Raw genomic sequence first — 23,292 nt, forward strand, 5'->3', positions numbered from 1 at the left:
GGATGAGTGCTGGAGTCGGTCATTCTGCGGCGGGTATTACTGGGCGCCGCGGCCCTGATGGGCACGGCAGCCATTCTGCTGGCCTTGTTGCTGGCCGACACCGACGACAACGATGTGAGCGTTACCGGCAACGCCGTGGTGGACGAGCTCATCCCCCCTCGCAACGCCGAGGTCCTCGCCCAAGAAACCGTTGGCATCGACCTGGCCATCGGCTACGACGCCCGCCTGGCCGTCAACGGAGTGGCCATCCCTCGGGAGCAGATACGACATCTGCCCAATCTCAACCGCTTCACCTTCCGACCCGATCAGGACAAGGTGATCGAGAGACTCCAAGCTGAGCAGAACTGCGTCCAGGCGACCTATTGGCGCCAAGAGGTCGGCCCCGACGACTCCGACACCATCTCCTGGTGCTTTACGGCCTCCTAGTAGTCCATACCTACTGTCGGGCCCCGTCCATCGAGGGACCGAAGGGAGGCCTCCAGCTTGCGCAAGTAGCCGGCGAACTCCTCCGACTCGCCCACCTGCAACCACTCCAACCGGTCTCGCTCCCGTTCCAGGTGCTCGGCCATTAGCCGGTCGATCAGAGTTCTACCCTCGGGGCTGAGCTGGGCCATCATGACCCTGCGGTCGTCGGGATCGGGCACCCGGAGCACCAGATTGAGCTTCTCAAGCTGGTCCAGCCGCCCGGTCATGCCTCCCGAGGTGAGCATGGTCGTGGCCGCCAAGTCGCTCGGCTTTGCCTGAAAGGGCTCGCCTATTCGCCGCAACGCGGCCAGCACATCGAACAAGCCCAGGGTGAGCCCGTGGGGGCGGAGGAACTCGGCCATGGACTGTTCGAACAAACGGTCGATGCGGGAAATCCGCCCGAATATCCCGATGGGAGAGGCATCCAGGTCGGGGCGTTCGCTGGCCCACTGCTCCAAGATCGAATCCACCCGGTCGAACGTCACGACAACTCCTCCAGCACCGCCCCAGCGGTGTCTACCACTCGGTCTACGTCGGCAGCGGTGAATGTGAACGGCGGGTAGATGCCCAAGTGGTCGGCTTGGGCTCGCACCAACACCCCGGCCGACTGTATGCGCTGCTGGGCCTCGGCCACCAAGGATGCCGGGTTGTCGCCGGCCAGTTCTACCGCGGCCAGCATCCCCTCTCCCCGTACCTCGGCCACCACTGGCAAAGAGCCCAGCGTGCCGATTCGATCCTGAAGATACCGACCGGTCAGGCGGCTCTGGTCAACCAGTCCCTCCCGCTCGATGATCTCGATCACCTTCAGCCCGGCGACACAGGCCGCGGGGTGCCCGCTATAGGTGTAGCCGTGCATCAGCTCGATAGAGCCTTCGGAGTCGACGAACACATCGTGAACTCGATTGCCGGCAATCGCCGCGCCCATGGGAACGTAGGCCGAAGTCAGTCCCTTTGCTGCGGTCATGATGTCGGGAACCACCCCATAGCGGTGGCCACCGAACCAGTGGCCGAGCCGTCCGAATCCGCAAACCACTTCGTCCAGCACCAGAAGTACATCTTTGCGGTCGCACATCGCCCTGACTTGGCACAAATAGTCCTCCGGGGGCGGATAGACGCCACCGGCGGCTTGCACGGGCTCCATGATTACGGCGGCGATGGTGCTCGGATCCCGGTAGGCCAGCTCCCGCTCCAGAGCGTCGATGTCGTGGGCCGGAACCTGGGTGCATCCTTCCAACAGCGGGCCGAACCCCGTCCGGTTCTCGGTCAGGCCGCCCACCGATATCCCACCGAAATTCATGCCGTGGTAGCCCCGGTGCAGCGACACGAATCCGGTCTTGGATCCCCGGCCGACCCGGCGCCAATACCCGCGGGCCATCTTCATAGCCGTCTCCACCGCCTCAGAGCCGGAGTTGGTGAAAAAGACGTGGTTCAGATCGCCCGGGGTGCGGTCGGCGACAGCCTCGGCCAGTTCCCGGGCCCGAGGATGGCTGTACCCGAAGAGGCAGTGGTACTCCAGTGTGCGGAGCTGCTCGGCCACCGCATCGGCGATCTCGGTTCGGCCGTGTCCCAAGATCACACAGGCCACACCCCCGGCGGTGGCGTCAAGCAGGCGGGTTCCGTCGTCGGTCACCACGTAGTTGCCGTCCCCGGCTACTACCACCGGCGGCCGGCTTCCGCCTGCCGAGGTGAACGGCATCCAAAGGGCACCAGTAGCGCCGCTCACATCCCGCTCCGAGAGTCCCGCCAGGCCAGCAGGGATTCCAGCTCGTCGATCTGGTAGTCGGGGCCAGATCGGACCAGAATGAGGTGTTCGGCCCCCGCGGCCGCATAATCGTCGTAGGTCTCATCGCTAGCGGTTTCAAACAGCGCCACCGTCCTCTCCACTTGAGACGGATCGCGCTCGGCCCGCTCGCACCAGCCGTCCAGCACTTTGTTGAGGTGGGCGACCTCGTCGGGGGTGCCCCAGCCATTCCAAGCGTCGGCCAGCCGGGCGCACACGTCCAAGGTCATCCGCTCCCCCAGCCCGCCGACCAGAATGGGCAGCGAGCCTGCCGGCCCAGGACGGAGCTGGTCCAGCCGGCGGTGGATGCGGTGGATGGCCAACTCCATCTCCCGTATTCGATCGGCATCGCCCGACATGGCATACCCATAGGAGTGGTAGTCACGCTCCAGCCAGCCCGATCCCAGGCCGAGCACCACCCGGCCCCCGGATGCGTGGTCCACAGTGCGAGCCATGTCGGCCAGCAGATCGGGGTTGCGGAAACCCGTGCAGGTGACCAGCGGGCCGATAAGGGCCGTCTTGGTGACCGAAGCCATGGCGGCCAGCGTGGTCCAGCACTCAAATGCGGTGCCCTCGGGGTCGCCGTCGATGGGAAAGAAGTGGTCGAAAGTCCAGATGCTGTCGGCACCGGCCTCATCGGCGTGCTGCCAGGCGGCCATCATGTCGTCCCAACTCACATGGTTGGGTCGAATCTGGACTCCCACCCGCGGCCCCACCTCAGGCTCCTTCATGGCCATCTGCCCCTTCATGAGACGCGGACAGGCCGGTGATAAGCGACACCAGCTTCTGGGCATCAGTGCTGCGGGCGTCTAGAAGCTCGATGAGCTGGCCTCGGCGCATGACCGCGATCCGGTCGGCGAGGCGGAACACCTGGTCGAGGTTGTGACTCACCACGACGATGGTCAACTTGCGCTCTCGCAGCGTAGTGATGAGGTCTTCCACCCGGGCCGTCTCGGCGATGCCCAGCGCTGCGGTGGGCTCGTCCATGACGATCACCTCATTGCCCCAGTTCATGGCCCGGGCGATGGCCACCCCTTGGCGCTGGCCTCCGGAGAAATGCTGGACCGGGATGCGGACCGACGGGATCTTGATGTTGAGACGCTGGATGATCTTCTCGGTTTCGCGGCGCATAGCCCGTTGGCGCAGGAATGTGAACGGGCCCCATCCCACCTTGAGCTCCCGCCCCATGAACAGGTTTTGGGCGGCATCAAGGTTGTCGGCCAGCGCCAAGTCTTGATAGACGGTTTCGATTCCAGCCAAACGGGCGTCCTCGGGGGATCGGAACCGGCGAACCTCATCGTGCAGCACGACCGTGCCCGCGTCGGGCTGCTCTGCCCCGGAGATCACCTTCAGCAAAGTGCTCTTGCCGGCCCCGTTGTCGCCCACGATGGCGGTGAGGGTGCCGGTGGGAAAGTCCAGCGATACGTCTCGGAGGGCGACCACTCCGCCGTAGCGCTTGTGGATCCCCGAAACGCTCAGCGCGATACCGGATGACTCGGGCCCTCCAGGGCGAGGGGCGTCGATGACAGATCCGGATTGGCTGGCGGTCATGTTCTCGCTCCGTGCAATTGTTCGAATAGATAGCCAGGCGAAACCGGGACTCGGTTCACCTCGACGCCCAGCCCGGCCAGGGCGTCTTCGATGGCGTTGGCCACCGCGGCTGGAGGCGAGATCGCTCCGGCTTCCCCCACGCCCTTGATGCCGAGCGGGTTGAGGGGCGACGGAGTCTCCAAGTGGGCAACGGCCAACTTGGGCACCCCGGCCGCGTCGGGCACCAGATAGTCGGCCAGACTCGGGTTCTGGGGCTGGCCCTCGGGGTCGTACACCGCCTGCTCAAACAGCGCCGCCCCGATACCTTGGGCCACTCCCCCGGCTATCTGGCCGTCCACGATCATGGGAGACAGCAGGGGCCCGCAGTCATGGGCAACCACATAGTCCAGAATCTCGACCGCGCCAGTAGACGGATCGACAGCGACCCGGGCCACATGCACGCCGGCGGCAAAGGTGACCGTGGGCGGCTCGAAGCAGACCATTTCCTCCAAGCCGGGGCGGCTGCCGTTCGCGAGCACTCCTCCTGGAGCGAAACCCGCTGCTACTTCGGCCAACTCCATTCGGCGGGTGGGGGTTCCCACCACCTCTACTGCGCCGTTGCGGATGCACAGGTCGACCGGAGCCACCTCCCATTGGCCGGCCACCGCGTCCACAATCCGGTCGTGCAGCACCGTGGCAGCCTCGTAGATGGCGCTGCCGGCCACCACCGCGCTGCGGCTGGCCAGCGTGCCCCAGCCGAATTCGACCGCCTCGGTGTCACCTCCGATCACCGTCACCCGCGCGGGATCGGCCCCGAGCGCCTGTGCGCATACATCGGCAAACACCGTCTCATGGCCCTGGCCCTGAGAGCAGGCGCCGGTAGCCACTTCCACCCAACCGGTCTCGTCTACCCGCACCCGGGCGCTCTCGAACGGGCCAACCCCCGTGCCTTCCACATAGGAAGACACTCCAACGCCCACTAGCCGGCCGGCTTGGTCCCGGGCCCCTCCTCGGAGCCCTTCGGATATCCCGCTCATGGCAATGGCCGTCTCGAAGCAACCGGAGAAATCGCCGCTGTCGTAGGTCATGGCCGTGCCGTCCCGGTAGTTGAGCCCGACGGAATAGGGCATCTCCTCAGCAGTGATGAGATTGTGGCGGCGAAGTTCTACCGGATCGATTCCCATCTCTCGGGCAGCCACGTCAAGGATGCGGTCCATGGCGAATACTGCCTCGGGCCGACCCGCACCCCGATAGGGCGAGTTCGGGGCCTTGTTGGTCACCACCGCGGTGGCCTCCACATCCAGCGCTGGCACCCGGTAGCACCCGCACAGATGGGCGAGCGTGTTGTAGGGCTGAACCACGCCGAGGGGGTTGGCCGCCCCGCTGTCCATCACGAAGCGGTCGCGCACTCCCAGTATGCGGGCGTCGCCGTCAAGGGCAATCTCGATGTCGTGGATCTGGTCGCGGGACTGAATGGCCGCTATGCCGTGCTCGCTCCGCTGCTCCACCCATTTGAGCGCCACGCCGAGTTCCAGGGCGAGAAAGGCCAAGATCATCTCTTCGGCGTAGGGAATGGCCTTTACCCCGAAACCGCCGCCCACATCAGGGGCGACCACCCGGATCCGGTGGGAGGGGTGCCCCAGGGCCTTGGACAGGGCGGTGCGCAGCGGATGGGGAATCTGCGTGCTGCTCCACACCGTGAGCAGATCGGTGCGGAGATCGTGTTGGGCCACCACCCCTCTGGGCTCCATGGGGTGACAGGCCAGCCTTCCCGAGTGCAGTCGGCGGCGGCTCACATGGGCGGCGCTGTCGAAAGCGGCGTCGATGTCGCCGAATCCGGCGGCCACGAACAGCGAGCGGTTGTCGGGCCAATGGTCGTACAGGCGGGGAGCGTCGTCGGCCAGTGCGGCAAAGGGGTCGACCACCGCCGGGCGGCTCTCCAGATCAAGACCCACCCGATCGGCGGCATCCGCCGCGTCGTGGGGGGTGTCGGCGATGACCACGGCAATGGGGTCGCCCACATGGCGCACCCGGTCTACGGCCAACAGAGGCCGCCCCTCGTGGCGCACGAACAGCCGGTCGTCTCCCAGAGATTCAAGCAATTTGTCCTGGTAGACGCCGCCGTCGGCCTCGTTGGGCGCCATGGTGTCGATCCGCCCGATCAGGTCTTGGCCGGTCCAACCGACAACGCCGGGGGGCAGTTCAACCCCGATCACATCGGCGTGGGCCACCGGGCTGCGCACGAAAGCCGCATAGCGCATCGACGCCTGCTCGATGTCGGCAACGAAGCGTCCGCTGCCTCTCAGGAGTCGGGGATCCTCGCGCCGCAATTGCCTCATCTAGCCGTCTCCATGGCCCAGTAGTCCCACTGGGTGTGGGTGTACTCCTCCAGCGTGAGGCCGTCGGTCAACAGATCGTCGGTGAGCTCGGCTCGGTCGATGGCCTCCACCGCGCCGAGGCCCTGAGCCATGATCTGCAATCGGGCTGAGCGCTCGAGGTTGACTGCGCTGACGGTGGCCTCCTCAATGGACGAGCCCACCACGGTTAGGCCGTGCCCCTTCAGCAGAATCCCCTTCCGGTCGGCCAGGGCCGCGGCCACAGCCTGGCCGCGCTCGGGGTTGTCGATCTGCACGGCGGAGTCGTACACCGGTACGCCGTCGGCAAAAAGAGTACACAGGTGCCATACCGGGGCTAGGGGGACATCGGTCATCGAGAAAGCGATGCAGTGCATGGGGTGGGCATGGATCACCGCTCCCACATCGGGTCGGGCCCGGTAGATCTCGGTGTGCATGTACCGCTCGCCGGGGGCGTCCATCGATCCCTCGACCACATCGCCGTCCAGGTCCATCACCACCACGTCGCCTGGCTCGGTCTCGGACAGGTCCTTCACGTCATCGTGGGTGTGGCCCAGCACCGCCACCCAGTCGGTTCCGGGAATCCGGGCCGAGGGGTGGCCGAAAGGCCCGATCAGCCGCTCTCGGACCAGAATCCGAGTGGAGGTGGCGATCTTGTCTCTAAGGGACGAAATGGCCTGGGCCGATTGGCTGCTCATGGTCGCGCTCCGATGTCGAGAATGTGGACGACTTTGGTCCGTGTGTAGCTGAGCAGCGACTCCATCGAACCCTCTGCTCCCAACCCGGAGTCCTTGTACCCCCCGAACGGGGTTTCCAAAAAGTGCTGGCCTCGCCCGTTGATCCACACGCATCCGGCCTGCACCCGGCGGGCGGTGTCAACCGCCCAATCCAGGTCGTTGGTGATGATGTTGGCGGTCAGCCCGTAGCGGGTGGCGTTGGCCTGGGCGATGAGGTCGTCTCTGTCCTGCCATTCCAGCACCGACAGCACCGGACCGAAGATCTCCTCGGCGGCGATGACATGGCCGGGCGTCACCTGGTCGAACAGCGTGGGCGCCAAGTAATAGCCGCCCTCAGGCACGCCCCCCGGAGTGTCTCCCCCCCGGACCAGCCGGGCGCCCTCGGACTTCCCGGCCTCCACGTAGCCCCGCACCCGGGTGAGCTGGGGCTCGGAGACCAGCGGCCCCATGGTTGTCGCCGGATCTAGAGGATCGCCCACCCTGATCTGATCGAGACGGGCGGCCACCGCGTCCACCACCTCGTCGCGCATCCCGGCCGGCACGTACATCCGCGATGTCGACCCGCACGACTGTCCTTGTGAAGACTCGAAGTTCATGCCCCCCACCGCCTGTTCGGCCACATAAGCAGGGTCGGCATCGGGCGCCACCAATAAGGGGTTCTTGCCTCCCAGTTCCACGGTCACGTGCTTGACGTGGCCCGACGCCGCGGCCGCCTCCATGACCCGCAGCCCGGTGGTTCCCCGTCCGGTGAAGCCGATCCGGCCGATGCCCGGATGGGCCACCAGAGCCTCGCCAGTGGTGGCCCCGTCGCCGGTCAAAACGGTGAGCACACCGGGGGGCAGGATCTCCCTCGCCAGATAGGCCACTTCCAGGGGGGATATGGGAGTTTGGTCGGGGGCTTTCACGATGACGGTGTTGCCCGCGGCCAAAGGGGCAGCCGCATGGAACAGGGTGAACATCAGCGGGTGATTGAACGGCAGGATGCGGGCCACCACGCCGCAGGGCTCCCGCAAGGTCAGATGGAGGCCGTTGGCCGAAGCCGGGAGGGTCTTGCCGTGGAGCTCCCGGGCGATGCCGGCGAAGTAGTCCAGGGCATCGGCCCCGTAGGCCACGTCGTTTCGCATGGCTGCCAGAGGGTTGCCGCTGTCTTGGGCGTCGATCCGGGCCAGCCGCTCGGATTGGCCACGTACCGCATCGGCCAGATCGCGCAGAAGCCGGCCTCGTTCAGCCGCCGACAGACCAGCCCACCCCGGCTGGGCATCGGTGGCTGCCCGCACGGCTTGGTCGACCACCTCGGCATCGGCCAGGGGAACTTCAGCCACCGTCTCTCCGGTGCCCGGGGCCTTGGCCGTCATCTTGGCGCTCGTGGCGACCTCTTGGTCGCCCACCACCAGCGGGTATCGGTCGCGGACGGCGGCTTGTGGTGTCATGGGACGATCACCGGTTTCATCTCGGCCCCGGCCCGCATCGAGGCCAGGGCATCGTCTACTTGTTCGAGCGAATAGCTCTTCGAGCACACCACCGACTCCAGATCCAGCGCGTCGCCATGGCGGTCCAAGAATTGGAGGGCGTCGTGGAAGTGGGAGATGTCGGCCGAAAGGGAGGTTCGCACGGTGAGCTGGCGGACCTTCATGGCTGTGGTCGGCACCGGGACTGATTGTCCGTGGGCCTGGCCGATCACCATGAGCGCGCCACCGGCCCGTACCATCTCCATTCCCTCGGTAAAGGCGTCAGGAGGCCCAGCGCACTCGAACACCACGTCGGCGCCGCGGCCGCCGGTCAGGTTGCGGACTGCCTCGATTCGCTCCTCGGGTTCAGTGTGGTCGATGTCGATGCGAGTAGTGAGATCCCACTTCTCGGTGGCCGCTAGCCGGGAGGCGGGCGCGCCAATGAGCACCACTTGGTGGGCCCCGCTGTGCAGGGCCGCCGCCGCGCACAGAACGCCCACCGGGCCGGCACCGAGCACGGCCACGGTGTCGCTGAAGCGGACCCGGGGCAGGCGGTCTAGGGCGTGCATCACCGTGCGAAGGGCGCAGGTGGCCGCCGACGCCAGCGGACTGGACACGCTGTCGGGCACCCGCAGCACCCGTGAATCGGGCGACACGTGGAGGTGCTCCGAGAATGTGCCGTTTACTGCCCCCTCCTCGTACGGCCCCCACCCGTAGCCCATGGTGTTCTCGCAAAGGGTCGGCTGCTTGGCCACTGCGCAGTAGTAGCACCGCCCGCACCAATTGTGGGCCCACACGATGCGGTCGCCTGGTCGCAGCGGCTGGCCCAAAGCGTCGCGTTCCAAACCCGCTCCCAGCTCTAGAACCGTTCCGGTGCCCTCGTGGCCCATCACCAGCGGCAGGCGGGCCAACTGCTCGAACACGCCGTCGGAGATGTGGACGTCGGTTCCGCAAACGGTGGCCGCGTCGATCTTCACCAGGGCGCCCCCCGGTAGAACCGGACCCAGCTCGATGGCCTCGACTGTCGGACCGCGGGCGTAGTCGGCGAGCACCACTGCCTGGGTCATGCCGGAGCCTCACGCCAAATCGGTCCCCGTTCGACCACCGGATCCAGCAGTCCATCGGCCACCCATTCGGTGTAGGCGAATGGATCGTAGGTTTTGGCCACTTGGCCCGGATAGCCGATGCGGTCGCGCACCACCGGGCAGAGGTAGTAGCAGGCGGCAACCGCGGTAGTCAGGGCGACGTAGGCCTCCTCGTCCTCTTGGAGATATGCAGCCAAGCGATCGATGGTGAATGATGCCGAATCGAGCGCGGCGACCGCTCGGACCAGGGGCTCGCGAAGATCGCCGCGCCATCCCAGCACCTCGTCGAGATAGGAGCCCACTGCGCCCACCTCGGAGGCCGAGGGCATCCCGTGGGCCGCGGGCAGCATGATGTCGGCCAGCTGTTCCAACCGGCCAAGGTCGATAGCGGTGCTGCTGTCGGCGGTCGTCATGCCGGGACCTTCTGCTCGCTTCGGTTTTGAACCAGCAAATCGGCGGTTCGCAGCGCCAAGGCGGTAATGGTGCAGGTGGGGTTGACCCCCGAGCTGGTCACGAACACGCTGGCATCGGCGACATACAGGTTGGCCACATCATGGGCCTGCTGGCGGGAGTTGACCACAGAAGTCGCCGGATCGTCCCCCATGCGGGCGGTGCCCATGAGGTGCCACCCCGATTGGGGGATCATGCTGGCCACCGCGGTCTCCTGGCAGCCCGATGCTTTGAGCGATTCGGCAGCCCGCTCTTCTTGGAAGGCCATCAGCCGCCGCGAGTGGTCAGAGATCCGATAGCTCACCCTAGGCGCGGGAATGCCGTGGCTGTCGGTGCGATCCGGGTCGAGTTCCACCCGGTTGCGCCCCTCGGGGAGGTCCTCTCCGAAGATGGCCCAGCTCGCCCCTCGCCCAAATGTCCTTCCCATGAGCTCGTGGTGATCGGGTCCCCACACTTCGTTGCCGGCCCGCATTGGCAAGATGTGGTTGAGGGGGCCGCCCACAGGTGAGAGCGCCCACTTAGCCCCCCTAGCGAACCCTCGGTCGGCGTCGGTTTCGTAGAACTGGTAGCTGGTGATGCTGGCCCCGAAATGGCCCTGCCAGCCCTCCACCTGATCGTCCCACCAGCCGGTGACCACCGAGAACGGGTGCATCATCAAGCGCCGCCCGACAAGGCCGCTGGAGTTGGCCAACCCGTCGGGGCAGAAGCGGTCGTCGGCCGACAGCAGCAACAGCCGCGCCGTGCCCACGGCATTGGCCGCCAGGATTACCACGTCGGCCTCCTGGTGGTGCTCTACTCCGGCGTGGTCCAGCCATACGGCCCCGGTGGCCAAGCCCCGGGGCCCGATTGTGACCTGGCTGACCCGAGCCCCGGTGATGAGCCGGGCCCCGGCGGCGGTTGCCTTCGGCCAGTGGGTCAGATCGGTGGAGGCCTTGGCCCCCTCGGCGCATCCCGAGGTACACACGCCCCGCTGCACGCATGGCCGCCGCCCGTCGTAGGGGGCCGACAAGATGGCATTGGGCTCGGGCCACCAATGCCACCCCAGCCGGTTGTGGCCATCGGCCACCCGCTTCCCAGCCACGCCCAGGGGCAGAGGCGGAAGCGGATAGTCGTCATGGGGAGGATAGGCCGGATCACCAGCGAGGCCGGATACGCCGATCTGGCGGTCGATGGCGTCGTAGTAGGGCACCAGATCGCGATAGGCGATGGGCCAGTCGTCGGCCACCCCGTCCAGGGTTCGCACCCGCAGATCCGATGGGAGCATCCGCGGCCACGTCCCGGCATAGATGATCATGCTGCCCCCCACCGCGTTGTACATGAGGGGCTCTATGTCGGAGTCGTCTTGGACAACCGGATAGTCCTCCGGCCGATTCCGAACGTTGGGACTCATGGCCCAGTCCCTGCGGATGGCCAGCTCCCAGTCGGGTCGGGTGCCCGGGAACGCAGACCTATCGGGCCAATCGCCCTGCTCGAGGCAGACCACGTCGAAGCCGTGCTCGGCGAGGTGGCGCGCCGCCACCCCGCCGGACGCACCGGCACCGATGATGAGGACGTCGGCCCGATAGGTCATGTTCGCCATCGAAAATCCGGAGGGGAAGAACCCCTATCGGAGATCGGCGTTGGTCGTGCCTTCAATGGTGTCGGCATCCACCACGATGGTGGGCGCCTGGATGAAGTAGCCCTGGCCGGTGCTGCCGGTGGTGAGGTATTGGTGAGCGACCTCAGCGGTCTGCCAGCCCCACTGATAGCCCCGCAAGGCGATGGTCATATCCACGCCGGTTCCGGCCCGGATCTGATCGAATACCGCCGGCTCGCCGTCGGTGCCGCTGAGGAGGATGTCGGCATGATCGATGCCCGCCTCTTCCACTGCGGTGGCGGCGCCCAGGGCCAAAGCGTCGCTGTCAGCCCAGATTCCGTCGAGGTCGGGATTGGCGGTCAACGCATCCTGAGCCAATCGGAGGCCCTCTTCAGCAGTGAAGCTGTTGGCGCTCTGGTTGAACACCACCTCGATGCCCGGGTTGGCTTCCATGGTGTGCTCGAAGCCCTCGCGGCGCTTCTCCACGTACTCGCTGGCACCCGGGCCGCCGATACGGGCTATCTTGCCCGATCCGCCGAGCTGTTCGACCATCCACTCGCTCTGCTTGGTGCCCTCAACGCCCCAATCGGTACCGATGAAGCCGATCTCCGGGGCGGCCTCCTGCACGCTGTCGCCAGTGGAGAGCATGGGAATGCCAGCGGCCGCTGCCGCCTCATATGCGGGAATGAGCGCTTGGCGGTCGCCGGGCGAGGCGATGATGAGGTCGACCCCTTGGGTCACGAAGTCCTCGATTTGAGCCACTTGGTCTTCGATCACGTAGGCGGCGTCGGCCGCGACGAAGTTCCAGCAGTTGCCGGCACCGAAGTCTCTCAGCCCAGCCTCAAGGTCGCGGAAGTACAAGATGAAGGTCGCCAAATTGGCGTACCTCACCTCATAGGTCTCCGAGCATCCTCCTTCACCGGATGTGGTGTCGTCGTCATCGTCGTTGCCGCAGGCCGATGCCACCAGCCCAAAGGCCAGCAGCAGCGCCAGGAGCTTGAACAACAGGTTTCTGGTTTTCATTTGTCCCCTCCGGGTTTTTGTGGTTGCTCCGCCGCCGAATCGGCCGTATTGCCGGCCGGCTCAGCGCCATGGAGTTCTTGGTCGCCCGATCGGGCCGATTGCTCGGCCAGTTCGATGGCGCGGCGTTCTTCGTCGAGCTCGTGGTCCACTTCCACTTCGATGGCGGTGTCCTCGCTCCGGTTGGCCCACCGTTCCAGGTACCTGCGCAAGAACTGCGATGTCATGGCCAATACGAACACGACCCCCAGCCATACGTCCTGCATGTTGGACGACACATTGAGCAGGTTGAGGCTGTTGCGGATCACCCCGATAAGCAGCACGCCGGCCAGGGTGCGGGGAATCGACCCCCGGCCTCCGAACAGGTTGGTGCCGCCCAGTACCACGGCGGCCACCGCGTACAGCTCGGTAAGCACGGCGGCATTGGGCTGGCCCACATTCACCCGCCCTAGCAGTGTGAAACCCCCGACGGCAACGGCGAGTCCCCCCAGCACGAAGACGGTGACCCGCACCCGGGTGACGTTGATGCCGGCTCGGCGGGCTGCCTCGGCGTTGCCGCCCACGGCGTAGATCCGCAATCCGAACCGGGAATAGCGCAGGATTATGTGGTAGACGACGCCGAGACCCAGCGCCACCCATATGGGCATTCTCAGCCCGATGAACTCTCCGCTCCACCACGCCTTCCAGCCGCCGGGGAGGTTGCCCACGGTATTGCCCGCGGTTATCTCCCGGGCCAAGCCCCGGGCCATGATCAACAGTCCCAGGGTGGTGATGAACGAGGGGACTTTGAGGACCGCGGTGATCAGCCCGTTGAATAGCCCGGTGGCTATGCCCACCCCCGCTCCGGCCAACAAGCCCAGCACGATGCTGTTGTTGCGGACCATGGTCTCGGCCGCCACTACCCCGATCAGGGCCAAGACCGACCCCTGGGACAGATCCAGCTCGGCGGTGATGATCACTAGGGTCATACCGAAAGCCGCGCAGGCCAAGAACGAAGTTTGCAGCAAGATGTTCTGGAGATTTCCGGTGGTTAGGAATACGTCGGACTTGACGGTCATGACTGCGCCCAGGATGACCACCACGAAAATGGCGAACCCCGCCTCCACCACTCGGGGAATGGCAACCCGGAACTTGTCCCAGCTCATGGCGACCGAGGGCTCGGTCACGGCGCCACCCGCTGCTTCGACCGGCTGCGATGGTCTTCGATGCCCTCTGCTACCAGGCCGACCAATGCGTCGAGGTAGAGCACGCCAGCGTCAGCGGTGGCCCCACGGGGGTCGCCGATGACTCCGACTGGGGATAGCGCCGCCATGCCCTCAGAGCGAAGCTTGGCGCTGGCCGCGGCTGCCGGCCCTACGTGACCGGCGACTGCTGAGGCCATATCCACCCGGTCAGGGGCGATGGCCAGCATGATGCTGGTTTCGAAGTGTCCGCCATGGGTTCCGACCACTTCTCGATCCATATTGAGCCGGGCCTCGGCTACCCGATGTACGGCGTCCCGCTGAGCGGGCCAGTCGTCAAACGACACCACTCGGGCACGGTCGTCGGCGTCGAGCCCAGTAAGGGCCTCCGCCATTGCCCCGACGTTTCCGGCATGGCCGGTCACCAGATAGACACCGCGGAATCCGTGGCCCAGCAGGGTTTGGGTCACCTCAACCAGGACGCTGCTGAGGGTTTTGTCGCTCAAGCTGGCTGTGCCCGGAAATGCCAAGTGATGGCTGGAGGAGCCAACGGGAATGCAGGGCGACACCATGCACTCCCCTGTTCTTCGAGCCGCCCGGTCGGCTACTGCCTCGGCGATGAGAGCGTCAGTGTCCAGGGGAAGATGCGGACCGTGCTGCTCTAGGGCGCCCAAGGGGACCATCACGTCCAATGGGCCTTGGTCGAGCCGCTCGCTCAGAGCCGTCCAGCTCATCTCTCCCAGTCGCACTGGTCCCTCAGAGGTCGGTGAGGGCCGCGTCGAGGTAGGAGGGTTTCTGCGGGCGGCCCACGCCAATCACAACCTGCACCAAGGCCTCTTCATCAGTGTGGTTTCGCAGGCCGTGCATGATCCCGGCGGGGTTGTAGATCATCTCCCGCTCATTCAAGACGGTGTCGAGGATCCGGCCGTCATCGTCTTCCCACCATGCGGTCAATTCCCCCTTCACCACAAAGAACACTTCCTCCACTTCGTGGGCGTGCGACGGGGCTTCGCCTCCTGGGGGCATCATCATCACCGACAGGGTGAAGTTGTTGGCGGTGATGGTTCCGGGCTCGTAGTGCTTTCCAGTGATGCTCGCCCCCACCATCCGCACATGAGCTCGCCGGTATTTCTCCTTGAGGTCCCCCTGAGCGGCAAACGGCTCCCAGTCCAGCTCCTTGCTCCCATACCGCTGGATGTGCTCGTTGAACTCGGCTTCAGTGAACTGACTCGCCATCTGGTCCCTCCCCCAAGGTATTTCAGTGCTCGATATCTTAGGGCCAAAGTTTCCTCGGCGCTCAGAGCCCTCTATTTGACTCGGGGGTGCGGCTAGATGAGCTGGCGGTGGCGGGCGAGTTCGATCATATGGCCGGGACGGGATGGAGCCAGTAAAATTGCGCTGGCCTGGGCTTCTTCGGCTCGGTCCTTCCCACGAGCCGGCGGGGCCAGGGTGATCGGCTGGTTTGTTGCCAGCTCCAAGATCAGACCAGAGGCCCCTTGGCTCAGATCCAAGGCGTCGGATCCCTGCGGGGCCGCGCCGACATCGGCCACTGCTCGGCGGCGCACCAGCACGGGATCTTGCACCGCCAGGTGGTCATGGAGCACAACCCCGGCGGGAACAAACACCAGCCACCGGCGGGTGAGCGAATAGAGGGAGCGGGCTCCAAGTACGGCCAACGCTCCGCCCGCGACAGTGACGAGCCCGCCCAACACCCATTGCTCAGCCGCCAGCAGGAGCGGTCCGCTGACTGTGCCGCCGACCGCGACCAACGCCGCTGCCGGCAGCGGCCCAGCCAGCAGCACCGCCGGCGGTCGAAGCAACAAGCGGACTTCGTTGCCATAGGAGATGCCGTTGACGAAGACCTGGCCGACCGGTGCGCTCAGGCAGACCGCGGCCACCGCTCCGGTAATGGCCGCTGTAAGCGCAACCTCGCTCCAGTCAGCGCCGCCCATGCCCGCCCACACCAGGGCTGCTACTGCGGACGGCATAGCGAGCCGAACAACTACCAGGGTTGCCGGGTGGATCAGCAAAGAGCCCACCAGCACTGCCGCCCATAGCACCCACAGCCCCACCGACGCGGTAGACCGCCAGGCCGCTGAGGTCTCATGCAACCCATCGGCCAGCACCGGCCCAGCGGTGAACGGCAGCGCCGCCCACCAGACTCGCGCGACCCAGGCCCACACTCGATCCCCCCAAAGACCCTTCACCCACCCCACTACAGCACTTCCTCTGTCCCGCCCCAAACCGGCCTTGGCTCGGTCTCCACGTGCGAAGCGCGAAGGCTAAGTGCTGTCGAGGACAGGTTCGAAGGCGGCACCGTTAGAGAGTCGGTAGGTGTTGAATCCCCGGCGGTCCAGCGTCAGGATTTCATGTAGGCAAGCCTCTCCGCCAACAACACCAGGGTGGCGTCGGCGAAGTCCATCGGCGTGTCGGCGTAGCGCTGCCACTGGTGTCGGTATACTGGTGCTCCCGGCCATACCAGGGCTGCTACTGCGGAGTGCTTCCCGTAAGCGGCGCATTCGACTCTGAGGGTCATGCCCAAGATTGTACGGATGCCAGTGACAACTCCCCGGGCGTTGCCCCTCCCGCGGGCATCTAGATTTACTTTAGTAAGACTAGATGCCCGCTTCATTTAAATTTTAATAGTGTATTCTTTGTGTATACAGGTCACCACCCCCTCACTTGCTTGAAAGCAAGGAGGGAGTAGCAACCTGTTGATGCATGGCAAATTATCCAGATTGACCAGCATCATGAGATGAATCATAGCACACACCCCAGGGGTCTAATACATGATCTCCTATGAGACAATAGTCATTTCTTGCAGGGTTCTGACAATAGTTATAATAACCTAATACAAAACCCTGAGGACATTCACCATCATGTGAATAGCCCTGACAGTAACCCAAGAAATCTAATGCCATACCATCTGGACATTCGCCCCAGATTGCTGGATCATAGCACTGACTCCAAGCATCTGATACTGTATCATCCGCACAAGAAATGTACCTGTCTACATCTTGACACACATTCCACTGAGTAAATGTAAAACCCTCAGGGCAAACACTCGACATAAAAAAGTCTTCAGGAAGCGGGAAACAGTAGTTGTCAATGTACATACTATACACTCCCAGCCAATCCAATGGACAACGGCCATTACTAGGCATAGGTATGACATCAGCACTACTGTCAGACTCTTCTTCAGGCGGAGGTGGAGGAGGTGGCTTTTCAACAACCTCTTCATCCTCTGGAGCTTCTGAAGTGTCATCCACTGGGTCGGGGCACCCGCTGGGGACTAGTTGGGTGTCTATGTTGTGGTTGCAGCGGTAGGTGTTGAGCAGGTTTTCTTGGGCTGCGATCAGGTTGTCTCTGGCGTCTTTGTCGGCTTTGGTGGGGTTTGGGGGCGGCGGTCCTGGTTCTCCCGCTGGCTGTGCTGGGGCGCCGTTAGCGCAGCCTCCCGGCACCGCGGCGACGTCCACAGCGAACATGCACCGGTACGCATTCAGCAGCGCTTCTTGGTCGGCGATCAGGCGGTCGCGTGTCTCGATCTCCGCAGTGAGCGGAACCGTTGTCGCCGCTGCTGGGGCTGATGCGATTAGACCGGCTGCGGCCATGCACACTGCCGCTAAGGCTGCGGCCAGGCTGCGTTTTGTCGTCATACGCGATTCCTCGGGCGGGGGTAGCTTCTGGGGGTGTAGATGCCCGGAGTTTAGGCGGTTCGCCTGACGCCCGGCTCCGCGAGGCCGCTAGGCCTAACTGTCACTGGTGTCGGTAGACTGGTGGCATGGATTTAGGTGGTTTCACCAGGGGAAACACCCAGCTCAACAGTAGTGGGCCTTCGGGCCGTGCAAGCCGCTGCGTGGAGGTGGGTCTGCCTGAGCCCTCCGGTTTGGAGTCGGGTGATCTGGTGAAGTTGATCCTCCAGACTGATAGCGCTCGGCGGCAACTAGACGGCTATCTGGCTTCATTGTTGGGCCGCTTGGGGGAGCTCGAAGGCCAGGATGCCGTTGAGGAGCTGTGCCGCCAGTTCGGCCTCGGCCGCTACCGAGCCCGCCAGCAGGCCAAGGCCGCGAACGCTCTCAGCGCCCTGCCCGCCACGCTGAACGCGGCCAAAAAGGGATGGATCTCCATGGACCATGCCCGGGCGATGGGCGAGTCGCACCAACGGGCCCCGCTGACAACCGAGCAGGAACTAGCGCTGATCACCTCGGCGATCACCGAGGAGCTCGACGAGTTCAAAAGGACCGTGGCCCGCAGCGAGGACCAGCGCCAGGCCGACCACGGGTTGACTCGCCACCAACGCCAGCACCAGCGCCGCAGCGCCAAGGTGTTCGACGGCGACGACGAAATGGTCATTCTGCACGCCGAGTTCGACCGCATCGCCGGAGAGCGCGTCAAAACCGCTCTGAACGACCTGAGCGACCGCATGTTCCGCCAAGACGCCAAAGCCGGAAGCGACCGCACCCACCAGCAGCGCAACGCCGACGCCTTGGCGGCGCTGATCACCCAACAGCCAACCCGCCCCGAATCGCCCGCAAACAGCAATGTCGAAGACGATGGCTCAGACCATGAGATCGCGCCGCAGGCCACCACGCTGATAGTCACCGTCGACTACGACACCTTGAGCGGCCAGCTGAAGAATGCCGGACTCATCGACGGCACCCCCATCGACGTCGACGAGCTCCGCCACATCGCCTGCAATGCAGGAATCGTGCCCGCCATATTCGCCGCCGACGGCCAACCCCTCTACATGGGAAGAAAACAACGATCTGCTACAGCTACCCAGAAACTCGCCCTCTACGCTCGCGACAAGCGCTGCATCGGCTGCGGCATGCGAGCCAGCGCTTGCGACGCCCACCACATCATCTGGTGGGACCGCGACGGCACAACCGACATGCCCAACCTCGTGCTGTTGTGCCCCAAGTGCCACAAGAAAGTCCACAAACACGGGTACGTGGTCGTCCAAGATCCCAACGGGCAATACAACGTCAAACTGCCGTCCATGGCAAGAGCCCGAAGTCCAGTCAAAGCACTCGAAGCCAATTGCAACGACCGATGTCAGCCTTTGCGGGCAAAGTCGCTCTCACATGACGGGAAGACCGCCCATGTGTCAAGATAACTTGAGAACGTGGATCCCGTAATCCTGGAAAGCGCCCGAAAGCACGGGATCTCTGACCAACGTATGCTGCACGCCTACCACAACCCGATCCGAGTCTTTAGAGACGATGACCTGGTCGTCCTCATTGGGGGCGACCAGGCCGCTCGGTTGCTTGAAATCGGAGTAACAGTGGGTGACGGCATCGAAGTCATTGTCCACGCTATGCCAGCGAGACCAAGATTCCTGGAGTGAGTACCATGCCCAGATCCATTCAAGACATCCTTGAGCACGCAGACGAACTCGCCCAACGGTTCGAAGACTACGAACCATCGGAAGGCGATGAGGTGCCTTTGGAGGAGTACTTGCTGAAGAGGGCGGTGATGGCCCGAGCTCGCTGCGAAGGCCAGATCGTGGAAGCCGTTGCTGCGGCCCGGTCAAGGGGAATCACCTGGAACCAGATCGGGGAGTTGTTGGGCACCTCACCTCAGGCTGCCCAGCAGCGATACGGCATGCTCATTGAGCAGACCCAAGCGAACCCCTGATATGCGAGCCGAAAGCAGACAAGAAGCCAGCGTCCATCCAGCGGGCTTTCTCGCCGCCCGCTAGCAGTACTATCCGGCAAGTGATGACCGGCGCGGAGGAACGCATCTCGGAGTTGATCGACCTCATCGGCCACCACGATCAGCGGTATCACCTCCATGATGATCCTGAGATTCCTGACGCCGACTATGACTCGCTCAAACGCGAGCTGCTGGAGCTTGAGACAACTCACCCGGAGCTAGCTCGACCCGACTCCCCCACCCAATCAATTGGAGCCGACCCCTCGACTCTGTTCGCACCGGTGGAGCACCGAGTGCCGATGATGTCGCTGGACAACGCCTTTGACTGTGGCGAGCTGAATGCCTGGGCTGACCGGGCCCAGCGCCGTTTGACTGTTGTAAGGGCTCGCAGGGCTGCTGAAGGGTCGAGCAACCAGGAGATGCTGCTTCTAGCTGGAGAGGAAGGAGGGAATGAAGACGGGGGCACAGCCGAGACGAAAACGCCTTCTGTTGAGCTAGGCAATCTCGTGTGCGAACTCAAGTTCGACGGGCTCGCGGTGTCGCTGCGCTACGAGAACGGCAGGCTGGTGCAGGCTGCTACTCGGGGAAACGGGCGGGTGGGTGAGGACATCACCGCCAACATTCGGACTATCAAGTCTGTGCCCCATCGGCTTCGAGCGAGTGCGCCGGCAGTGCTGGAGGCGCGGGGGGAGGTCTACATGCCCCTAGCCGCCTTCGAGACCCTAAACGCCCAGCAAGAAGCCGATGGCAAGCTCCGCTACGCCAACCCCCGCAACACCGCGGCCGGCTCGCTGCGCCAGAAGGATCCGGGGATCACTGCCACCCGCGGGCTTTCGATGTGGTGCTATTCGGTTGGCGAAATCCAGGGAGGTCCCCCTCTAGGTACCCACAGCGCCACCCTGGAGTACCTAGGCAGCCTCGGCTTGCCGGTCAATCCAGAGACGACCTCGGTGGACTCTATTGACGCAGCCTGGCAGTTTGTCGAGCGCTGCGAGGCCAAGCGCCACGATCTGCCCTACGAAATCGATGGCGCCGTCATCAAGGTCGACCGCCTCGATTTCCAGCAGGAACTCGGATCCACTAGCCGTGCGCCCCGCTGGGCCATCGCCTACAAGCTCCCGCCTGAAGAGAGAACCACCAAACTCTTAGACATACATGTGTCCATAGGCAGCAAGGGCAAGGCCACTCCGTTCGCGGTGCTGGAGCCGGTGTTCGTAGGGGGCTCTACCGTGGAGATGGCCACTCTCCATAACGAGGATCAGGTGCGGGCAAAGGATGTGCGGCCTGGCGATACCGTGGTGGTCCGCAAGGCTGGCGACGTAATCCCAGAAGTTGTGGGCTCCGTTAAGGCCGACCGCCCCGCTGATCTCCCAGAGTGGGTATTTCCCTCGATCTGCCCCTGCCTCGAGGAGAAGCCGCTAACCCGAGGAGACAGCGACGCGGCCCACTACTGCCGTTTCCCCCAGTGCCCCGAACAACTCCGTGGCTGGATCGAGCATTTCGCCGCCCGCAACGCAATGGACATCGAGCACTTGGGCGAGCAACGGGTAGGCCTGTTCATCGACCTGGGCTTTATCGCCGACGTAAGCGACATCTACGCCTTGGACTATGACCGCATCCGTGAGCTTGAGGGCTTCGGCGAACTCTCAGTGGCCAACCTTGCCACCGCTATCGAGTTCTCCAAACAGCAGCCCCTGGCCCGGCTATTGGTGGGGCTCAACATCCGCCATCTGGGTGACACCACCAGTGAGTTGCTGGCCGACGCGTTCGGGCATTTGGGCCGGATTATGGCAGCTTCCGAAGAGGAGTTGGCCGAAGTAGATGGCATCGGGCCGATCATGGCCGAGAGCGTGTACGAGTTCTTCCAGTCAGAGGCAAACCAGGACATCGTGGAGAAGCTACGGGCTGCTGGACTCAATTTCTCCCAGGGCACCGGGCAGGCCGAGACCGAAGCGCAACCCCAAACCTTGGACGGCATGACCATCGTCGTAACCGGCGGCCTAGAGGGCTTCACCCGTGACGGGGTGGGTGCGGCTATCAAAGCCCGGGGCGGCAAGTCGCCGGGCAGCGTTTCGTCCAAGACCACGGCGCTGGTCGTAGGCGAGAACCCCGGCGCCTCCAAGTTGGACAAGGCTGAGAAGCTGGGCGTCCCAGTTCTCAATGAGGCACAGTTCCAAGAGTTCATTGAGACCGGAGAATTGCCATGATTGAAGCAGTGTTTTGGGATTTTGGCGGGGTGTTCACTGGGTCACCGTTTCATCTCGACGACTATGCCCGGTCGCTGGGCACCACCAACGGCCGGCTGTTGGAGCACGTGTTCGGGCGGTACGAGGCCGACGGCGACCATCCTTGGCACCGGCTGGAGCGGGGTGAGGGGACCCTGGCTGAGGCGTTGGAAGCCGCAGACAAGTCTTGCCGGGCTGACGGCATCGAGGGGTTCACCTCCGAGGGGTTCTTCAAGGCCATGTCGGGCACCAGCAGCGAAGAGCGGCGCGATATGGCCGTGGCCAAGGTCCGCGAGCTGGGTGAGGCGGGTATAAGACAGGCCATTATCACCAACAACGCCAAAGAGTTCGGGGAGATGTGGCGCCAGCTCATCCCGGTGGACGAACTATTCGAAGCAGTGATCGACTCCAGCGCAGTGGGCATGCGAAAGCCCGACCCAAGGATCTACCAACTTGCCCTTGAGCGCATGGACGTGTCCCGCGCTGAATCGAGCGTCTTTCTGGACGATTTCGCGCCCAATGTGGACGCCGCCCGAGACCTCGGGATGCACGGTGTTCTGGTAGGCGACGACATCGCCCTCGCCTTGGCCGAACTCGACCGTATATTGGCTGATTCTACGGCTTGACCCACCGGCAATATGCCATAAGACTGTCGGGTCGGAGGGGCGTCAGAAGGGGACACGCGGGCGCGCACATGAATCTGCTTAGTCGAACCGCTACCGCGCCCATTAGCTGGGGCGTGTGTGAGATGCCCGGATGGGGATACCAACTACCCGCCGAGGCTGTGCTCGCGCAGATGCGCGAGGCGGGATTCACCCATACCGAGCTGGGGTCGCTCGGCTATCTGCCCACTGAGCCCGCCGAGCTGCGAGCCGCACTCGACCGCCACAGCCTTTCGCTCCTCGGGGGTTTCGTGCCCCTGGTACTACACGATCCTTCCAAAGCCGAGGACACGCTTGCCTCTGCCGATGATGCAGCGGGCTTGATCGCTGGTGGCGGCGGACGATTCTTCGTTACCTGTGCAGTCAGCCATCTCGATGACTGGCGCCAAACCCCACTGTCCGACCACCAATGGCCCATCATGGCCGATACGCTCGCCGAAGTAGACCTGATAGCCGCCAGCCATGGACTCACCCAGTCGCTCCACCCCCACTTCGGCTGCGTGGTGGAGACCGCCGCAGAAATCGAGCAAATCCTGGACATCAGCGACACGCCGCTGGTCCTCGACACCGCGCACCTCCTCCTCGGCGGCGGGGACGTTTTGGACATGGCCAAGCGCTACTTGGATCGCATCGCACTCGTACACATCAAAGACGTTGATCTGGGCATCGCAGCCCAGGTCACGGCGGGAGATCTGTCGCTCATGCAGGGCGTGCAGCGCGGTTTGTTCCCGCCACTAGGTCGGGGAGGGTTGCCGATCGCCGAGATCGTCGACCTCCTTGAAAAGTCAGGACGCGACCTCTGGTACGTCCTGGAGCAGGATGCAGCGATAGCAGAGGGTGATCCCTCTGCCATAGCTCGGCTGAGGTTCGACGCCTGCCAGAGCATTGATTTCCTGCGAAATCTGGAACCCGTGTCTGCGGGTGCCGGAACCTCACAAACCAAACAACACCTACCTTGAGAGGGGTAACCCAACAATGAGAAAGCTATGGAAGCTGTTTGCATTGCTGTTTGCGTTGACACTCGTGGCCGCGGCATGCGGCAACGACGACGACACCAGCGAGCCCGCACCCAGCGAGCCTACGGAAGCAGCGGCGGCAGCCACTGAAGCACCCACCGAGGTCGT

General features: G+C 64.2%; 23 protein-coding genes. 6 read left to right on the top strand and 17 right to left on the bottom strand.

From position 1 onward, the window contains the following. Nucleotides 1–6: 6 nt before the first annotated feature. On the top strand, nucleotides 7–426 hold the full coding sequence (locus tag ACOOGG_RS00100) for a hypothetical protein (RefSeq protein WP_420431033.1): 420 nt from the start codon (nucleotides 7–9) through the stop codon (nucleotides 424–426). Here the strand turns inward: ACOOGG_RS00100 and ACOOGG_RS00105 are convergent. The 17 genes from ACOOGG_RS00105 to ACOOGG_RS00185 all read right to left on the bottom strand — a co-directional run bounded on the left by ACOOGG_RS00105 (nucleotide 423) and on the right by ACOOGG_RS00185 (nucleotide 16,895). Further along, nucleotides 423–950: a MarR family winged helix-turn-helix transcriptional regulator gene (locus ACOOGG_RS00105; RefSeq protein WP_420431035.1), complete on the bottom strand. Its 528-nt coding sequence runs from the start codon at nucleotides 948–950 to the stop codon at nucleotides 423–425. The two genes, ACOOGG_RS00100 and ACOOGG_RS00105, sit on opposite strands and share 4 nt — an antisense overlap. Continuing rightward, entirely contained in the window at nucleotides 947–2,188 is a 1,242-nt protein-coding gene (locus ACOOGG_RS00110; RefSeq protein WP_420431037.1) for an aspartate aminotransferase family protein, read from the bottom strand. The genes ACOOGG_RS00105 and ACOOGG_RS00110 overlap by 4 nt, the downstream gene beginning before the upstream one ends. Beyond that, nucleotides 2,185–2,976 (bottom strand): LLM class F420-dependent oxidoreductase, encoded by a 792-nt coding sequence (locus ACOOGG_RS00115; protein ID WP_420431039.1) that lies wholly within the window; start codon nucleotides 2,974–2,976, stop codon nucleotides 2,185–2,187. The genes ACOOGG_RS00110 and ACOOGG_RS00115 overlap by 4 nt, the downstream gene beginning before the upstream one ends. After that, the gene (locus tag ACOOGG_RS00120; RefSeq protein ID WP_420431041.1) at nucleotides 2,963–3,796 is read right to left on the bottom strand and encodes an ATP-binding cassette domain-containing protein; all 834 of its coding nucleotides are present in this window, start codon (nucleotides 3,794–3,796) and stop codon (nucleotides 2,963–2,965) included. The genes ACOOGG_RS00115 and ACOOGG_RS00120 overlap by 14 nt, the downstream gene beginning before the upstream one ends. Continuing rightward, nucleotides 3,793–6,114 carry a xanthine dehydrogenase family protein molybdopterin-binding subunit gene (locus ACOOGG_RS00125; protein WP_420431043.1) on the bottom strand — a complete coding sequence of 774 codons (2,322 nt, stop codon included), beginning with the start codon at nucleotides 6,112–6,114 and terminating at the stop codon, nucleotides 3,793–3,795. Before ACOOGG_RS00125 ends, ACOOGG_RS00120 begins: the two co-directional genes overlap by 4 nt. Then, complete coding sequence (locus ACOOGG_RS00130) at nucleotides 6,111–6,827, bottom strand: class II aldolase/adducin family protein (protein ID WP_420431045.1); 717 nt, start codon at nucleotides 6,825–6,827, stop codon at nucleotides 6,111–6,113. The genes ACOOGG_RS00125 and ACOOGG_RS00130 overlap by 4 nt, the downstream gene beginning before the upstream one ends. Next, complete coding sequence (locus ACOOGG_RS00135; protein WP_420431047.1) at nucleotides 6,824–8,296, bottom strand: aldehyde dehydrogenase family protein; 1,473 nt, start codon at nucleotides 8,294–8,296, stop codon at nucleotides 6,824–6,826. The genes ACOOGG_RS00130 and ACOOGG_RS00135 overlap by 4 nt, the downstream gene beginning before the upstream one ends. Beyond that, complete coding sequence (locus ACOOGG_RS00140) at nucleotides 8,293–9,381, bottom strand: zinc-binding dehydrogenase (RefSeq protein WP_420431049.1); 1,089 nt, start codon at nucleotides 9,379–9,381, stop codon at nucleotides 8,293–8,295. Before ACOOGG_RS00140 ends, ACOOGG_RS00135 begins: the two co-directional genes overlap by 4 nt. Then, the gene (locus ACOOGG_RS00145; protein ID WP_420431051.1) at nucleotides 9,378–9,812 is read right to left on the bottom strand and encodes a hypothetical protein; all 435 of its coding nucleotides are present in this window, start codon (nucleotides 9,810–9,812) and stop codon (nucleotides 9,378–9,380) included. Before ACOOGG_RS00145 ends, ACOOGG_RS00140 begins: the two co-directional genes overlap by 4 nt. Then, nucleotides 9,809–11,428 carry a GMC family oxidoreductase gene (locus ACOOGG_RS00150; RefSeq protein WP_420431053.1) on the bottom strand — a complete coding sequence of 540 codons (1,620 nt, stop codon included), beginning with the start codon at nucleotides 11,426–11,428 and terminating at the stop codon, nucleotides 9,809–9,811. The genes ACOOGG_RS00145 and ACOOGG_RS00150 overlap by 4 nt, the downstream gene beginning before the upstream one ends. 24 nt (nucleotides 11,429–11,452) lie before the next feature. Then, nucleotides 11,453–12,448, bottom strand: coding sequence for a sugar ABC transporter substrate-binding protein (locus ACOOGG_RS00155; protein WP_420431055.1), 996 nt, complete (start codon nucleotides 12,446–12,448; stop codon nucleotides 11,453–11,455). Beyond that, nucleotides 12,445–13,611: an ABC transporter permease gene (locus ACOOGG_RS00160; protein ID WP_420431057.1), complete on the bottom strand. Its 1,167-nt coding sequence runs from the start codon at nucleotides 13,609–13,611 to the stop codon at nucleotides 12,445–12,447. The genes ACOOGG_RS00155 and ACOOGG_RS00160 overlap by 4 nt, the downstream gene beginning before the upstream one ends. Further along, nucleotides 13,608–14,360, bottom strand: a complete 753-nt coding sequence (locus ACOOGG_RS00165; RefSeq protein ID WP_420431059.1) for a creatininase family protein — start codon at nucleotides 14,358–14,360, stop codon at nucleotides 13,608–13,610. Before ACOOGG_RS00165 ends, ACOOGG_RS00160 begins: the two co-directional genes overlap by 4 nt. 22 nt (nucleotides 14,361–14,382) lie before the next feature. Then, nucleotides 14,383–14,862, bottom strand: coding sequence for a dimethylsulfonioproprionate lyase family protein (locus ACOOGG_RS00170; RefSeq protein ID WP_420431061.1), 480 nt, complete (start codon nucleotides 14,860–14,862; stop codon nucleotides 14,383–14,385). Nucleotides 14,863–14,954: 92 nt separating this feature from the next. Next, nucleotides 14,955–15,809, bottom strand: a complete 855-nt coding sequence (locus tag ACOOGG_RS00175; protein ID WP_420431063.1) for a hypothetical protein — start codon at nucleotides 15,807–15,809, stop codon at nucleotides 14,955–14,957. Between the two features lie 176 nt (nucleotides 15,810–15,985). Next, nucleotides 15,986–16,162, bottom strand: a complete 177-nt coding sequence (locus tag ACOOGG_RS00180) for a hypothetical protein (RefSeq protein ID WP_420431065.1) — start codon at nucleotides 16,160–16,162, stop codon at nucleotides 15,986–15,988. 193 nt (nucleotides 16,163–16,355) lie between these two features. Then, nucleotides 16,356–16,895, bottom strand: coding sequence for a hypothetical protein (locus tag ACOOGG_RS00185; protein WP_420431067.1), 540 nt, complete (start codon nucleotides 16,893–16,895; stop codon nucleotides 16,356–16,358). A gap of 512 nt (nucleotides 16,896–17,407) precedes the next feature. On the opposite strand from ACOOGG_RS00185, the gene ACOOGG_RS00190 reads away from it, so the two are divergent. The 5 genes from ACOOGG_RS00190 to ACOOGG_RS00210 all read left to right on the top strand — a co-directional run bounded on the left by ACOOGG_RS00190 (nucleotide 17,408) and on the right by ACOOGG_RS00210 (nucleotide 23,127). Continuing rightward, entirely contained in the window at nucleotides 17,408–18,742 is a 1,335-nt protein-coding gene (locus ACOOGG_RS00190; protein WP_420431069.1) for a DUF222 domain-containing protein, read from the top strand. Between the two features lie 236 nt (nucleotides 18,743–18,978). Beyond that, a complete protein-coding gene (locus ACOOGG_RS00195) occupies nucleotides 18,979–19,263 on the top strand; it encodes a hypothetical protein (protein ID WP_420431071.1) in 285 nt (94 codons plus the stop codon). Between the two features lie 83 nt (nucleotides 19,264–19,346). Beyond that, on the top strand, nucleotides 19,347–21,488 hold the full coding sequence (ligA, locus tag ACOOGG_RS00200; protein ID WP_420431077.1) for an NAD-dependent DNA ligase LigA: 2,142 nt from the start codon (nucleotides 19,347–19,349) through the stop codon (nucleotides 21,486–21,488). Then, on the top strand, nucleotides 21,485–22,132 hold the full coding sequence (locus ACOOGG_RS00205) for an HAD family hydrolase (protein ID WP_420431073.1): 648 nt from the start codon (nucleotides 21,485–21,487) through the stop codon (nucleotides 22,130–22,132). Before ligA ends, ACOOGG_RS00205 begins: the two co-directional genes overlap by 4 nt. A gap of 170 nt (nucleotides 22,133–22,302) precedes the next feature. After that, the gene (locus tag ACOOGG_RS00210; protein ID WP_420431075.1) at nucleotides 22,303–23,127 is read left to right on the top strand and encodes a sugar phosphate isomerase/epimerase family protein; all 825 of its coding nucleotides are present in this window, start codon (nucleotides 22,303–22,305) and stop codon (nucleotides 23,125–23,127) included. The last annotated feature ends 165 nt before the right edge of the window (nucleotides 23,128–23,292 follow it).

The organism is Candidatus Poriferisocius sp., assembly GCF_965214065.1.
Lineage (GTDB): Bacteria > Actinomycetota > Acidimicrobiia > Acidimicrobiales > Bin134 > Poriferisocius.

Excerpts from the sequence above, each read along its gene's own strand:
- ACOOGG_RS00125 (WP_420431043.1), bottom strand. The coding sequence starts at position 6,114 with ATGAGGCAATTGCGGCGCGAGGATCCCCGACTCCTGAGAGGCAGCGGA.
- ACOOGG_RS00165 (WP_420431059.1), bottom strand. The coding sequence starts at position 14,360 with ATGAGCTGGACGGCTCTGAGCGAGCGGCTCGACCAAGGCCCATTGGAC.
- ACOOGG_RS00170 (WP_420431061.1), bottom strand. The coding sequence starts at position 14,862 with ATGGCGAGTCAGTTCACTGAAGCCGAGTTCAACGAGCACATCCAGCGG.
- ACOOGG_RS00210 (WP_420431075.1), top strand. The coding sequence starts at position 22,303 with ATGCGCGAGGCGGGATTCACCCATACCGAGCTGGGGTCGCTCGGCTAT.
- ACOOGG_RS00180 (WP_420431065.1), bottom strand. The coding sequence starts at position 16,162 with ATGACCCTCAGAGTCGAATGCGCCGCTTACGGGAAGCACTCCGCAGTA.
- ACOOGG_RS00145 (WP_420431051.1), bottom strand. The coding sequence starts at position 9,812 with ATGACGACCGCCGACAGCAGCACCGCTATCGACCTTGGCCGGTTGGAA.
- ACOOGG_RS00130 (WP_420431045.1), bottom strand. The coding sequence starts at position 6,827 with ATGAGCAGCCAATCGGCCCAGGCCATTTCGTCCCTTAGAGACAAGATC.
- ACOOGG_RS00135 (WP_420431047.1), bottom strand. The coding sequence starts at position 8,296 with ATGACACCACAAGCCGCCGTCCGCGACCGATACCCGCTGGTGGTGGGC.
- ACOOGG_RS00115 (WP_420431039.1), bottom strand. The coding sequence starts at position 2,976 with ATGAAGGAGCCTGAGGTGGGGCCGCGGGTGGGAGTCCAGATTCGACCC.
- ACOOGG_RS00190 (WP_420431069.1), top strand. The coding sequence starts at position 17,408 with ATGGATTTAGGTGGTTTCACCAGGGGAAACACCCAGCTCAACAGTAGT.
- ACOOGG_RS00120 (WP_420431041.1), bottom strand. The coding sequence starts at position 3,796 with ATGACCGCCAGCCAATCCGGATCTGTCATCGACGCCCCTCGCCCTGGA.
- ACOOGG_RS00140 (WP_420431049.1), bottom strand. The coding sequence starts at position 9,381 with ATGACCCAGGCAGTGGTGCTCGCCGACTACGCCCGCGGTCCGACAGTC.
- ACOOGG_RS00195 (WP_420431071.1), top strand. The coding sequence starts at position 18,979 with ATGCCCAGATCCATTCAAGACATCCTTGAGCACGCAGACGAACTCGCC.
- ligA (WP_420431077.1), top strand. The coding sequence starts at position 19,347 with ATGACCGGCGCGGAGGAACGCATCTCGGAGTTGATCGACCTCATCGGC.
- ACOOGG_RS00150 (WP_420431053.1), bottom strand. The coding sequence starts at position 11,428 with ATGGCGAACATGACCTATCGGGCCGACGTCCTCATCATCGGTGCCGGT.
- ACOOGG_RS00155 (WP_420431055.1), bottom strand. The coding sequence starts at position 12,448 with ATGAAAACCAGAAACCTGTTGTTCAAGCTCCTGGCGCTGCTGCTGGCC.
- ACOOGG_RS00205 (WP_420431073.1), top strand. The coding sequence starts at position 21,485 with ATGATTGAAGCAGTGTTTTGGGATTTTGGCGGGGTGTTCACTGGGTCA.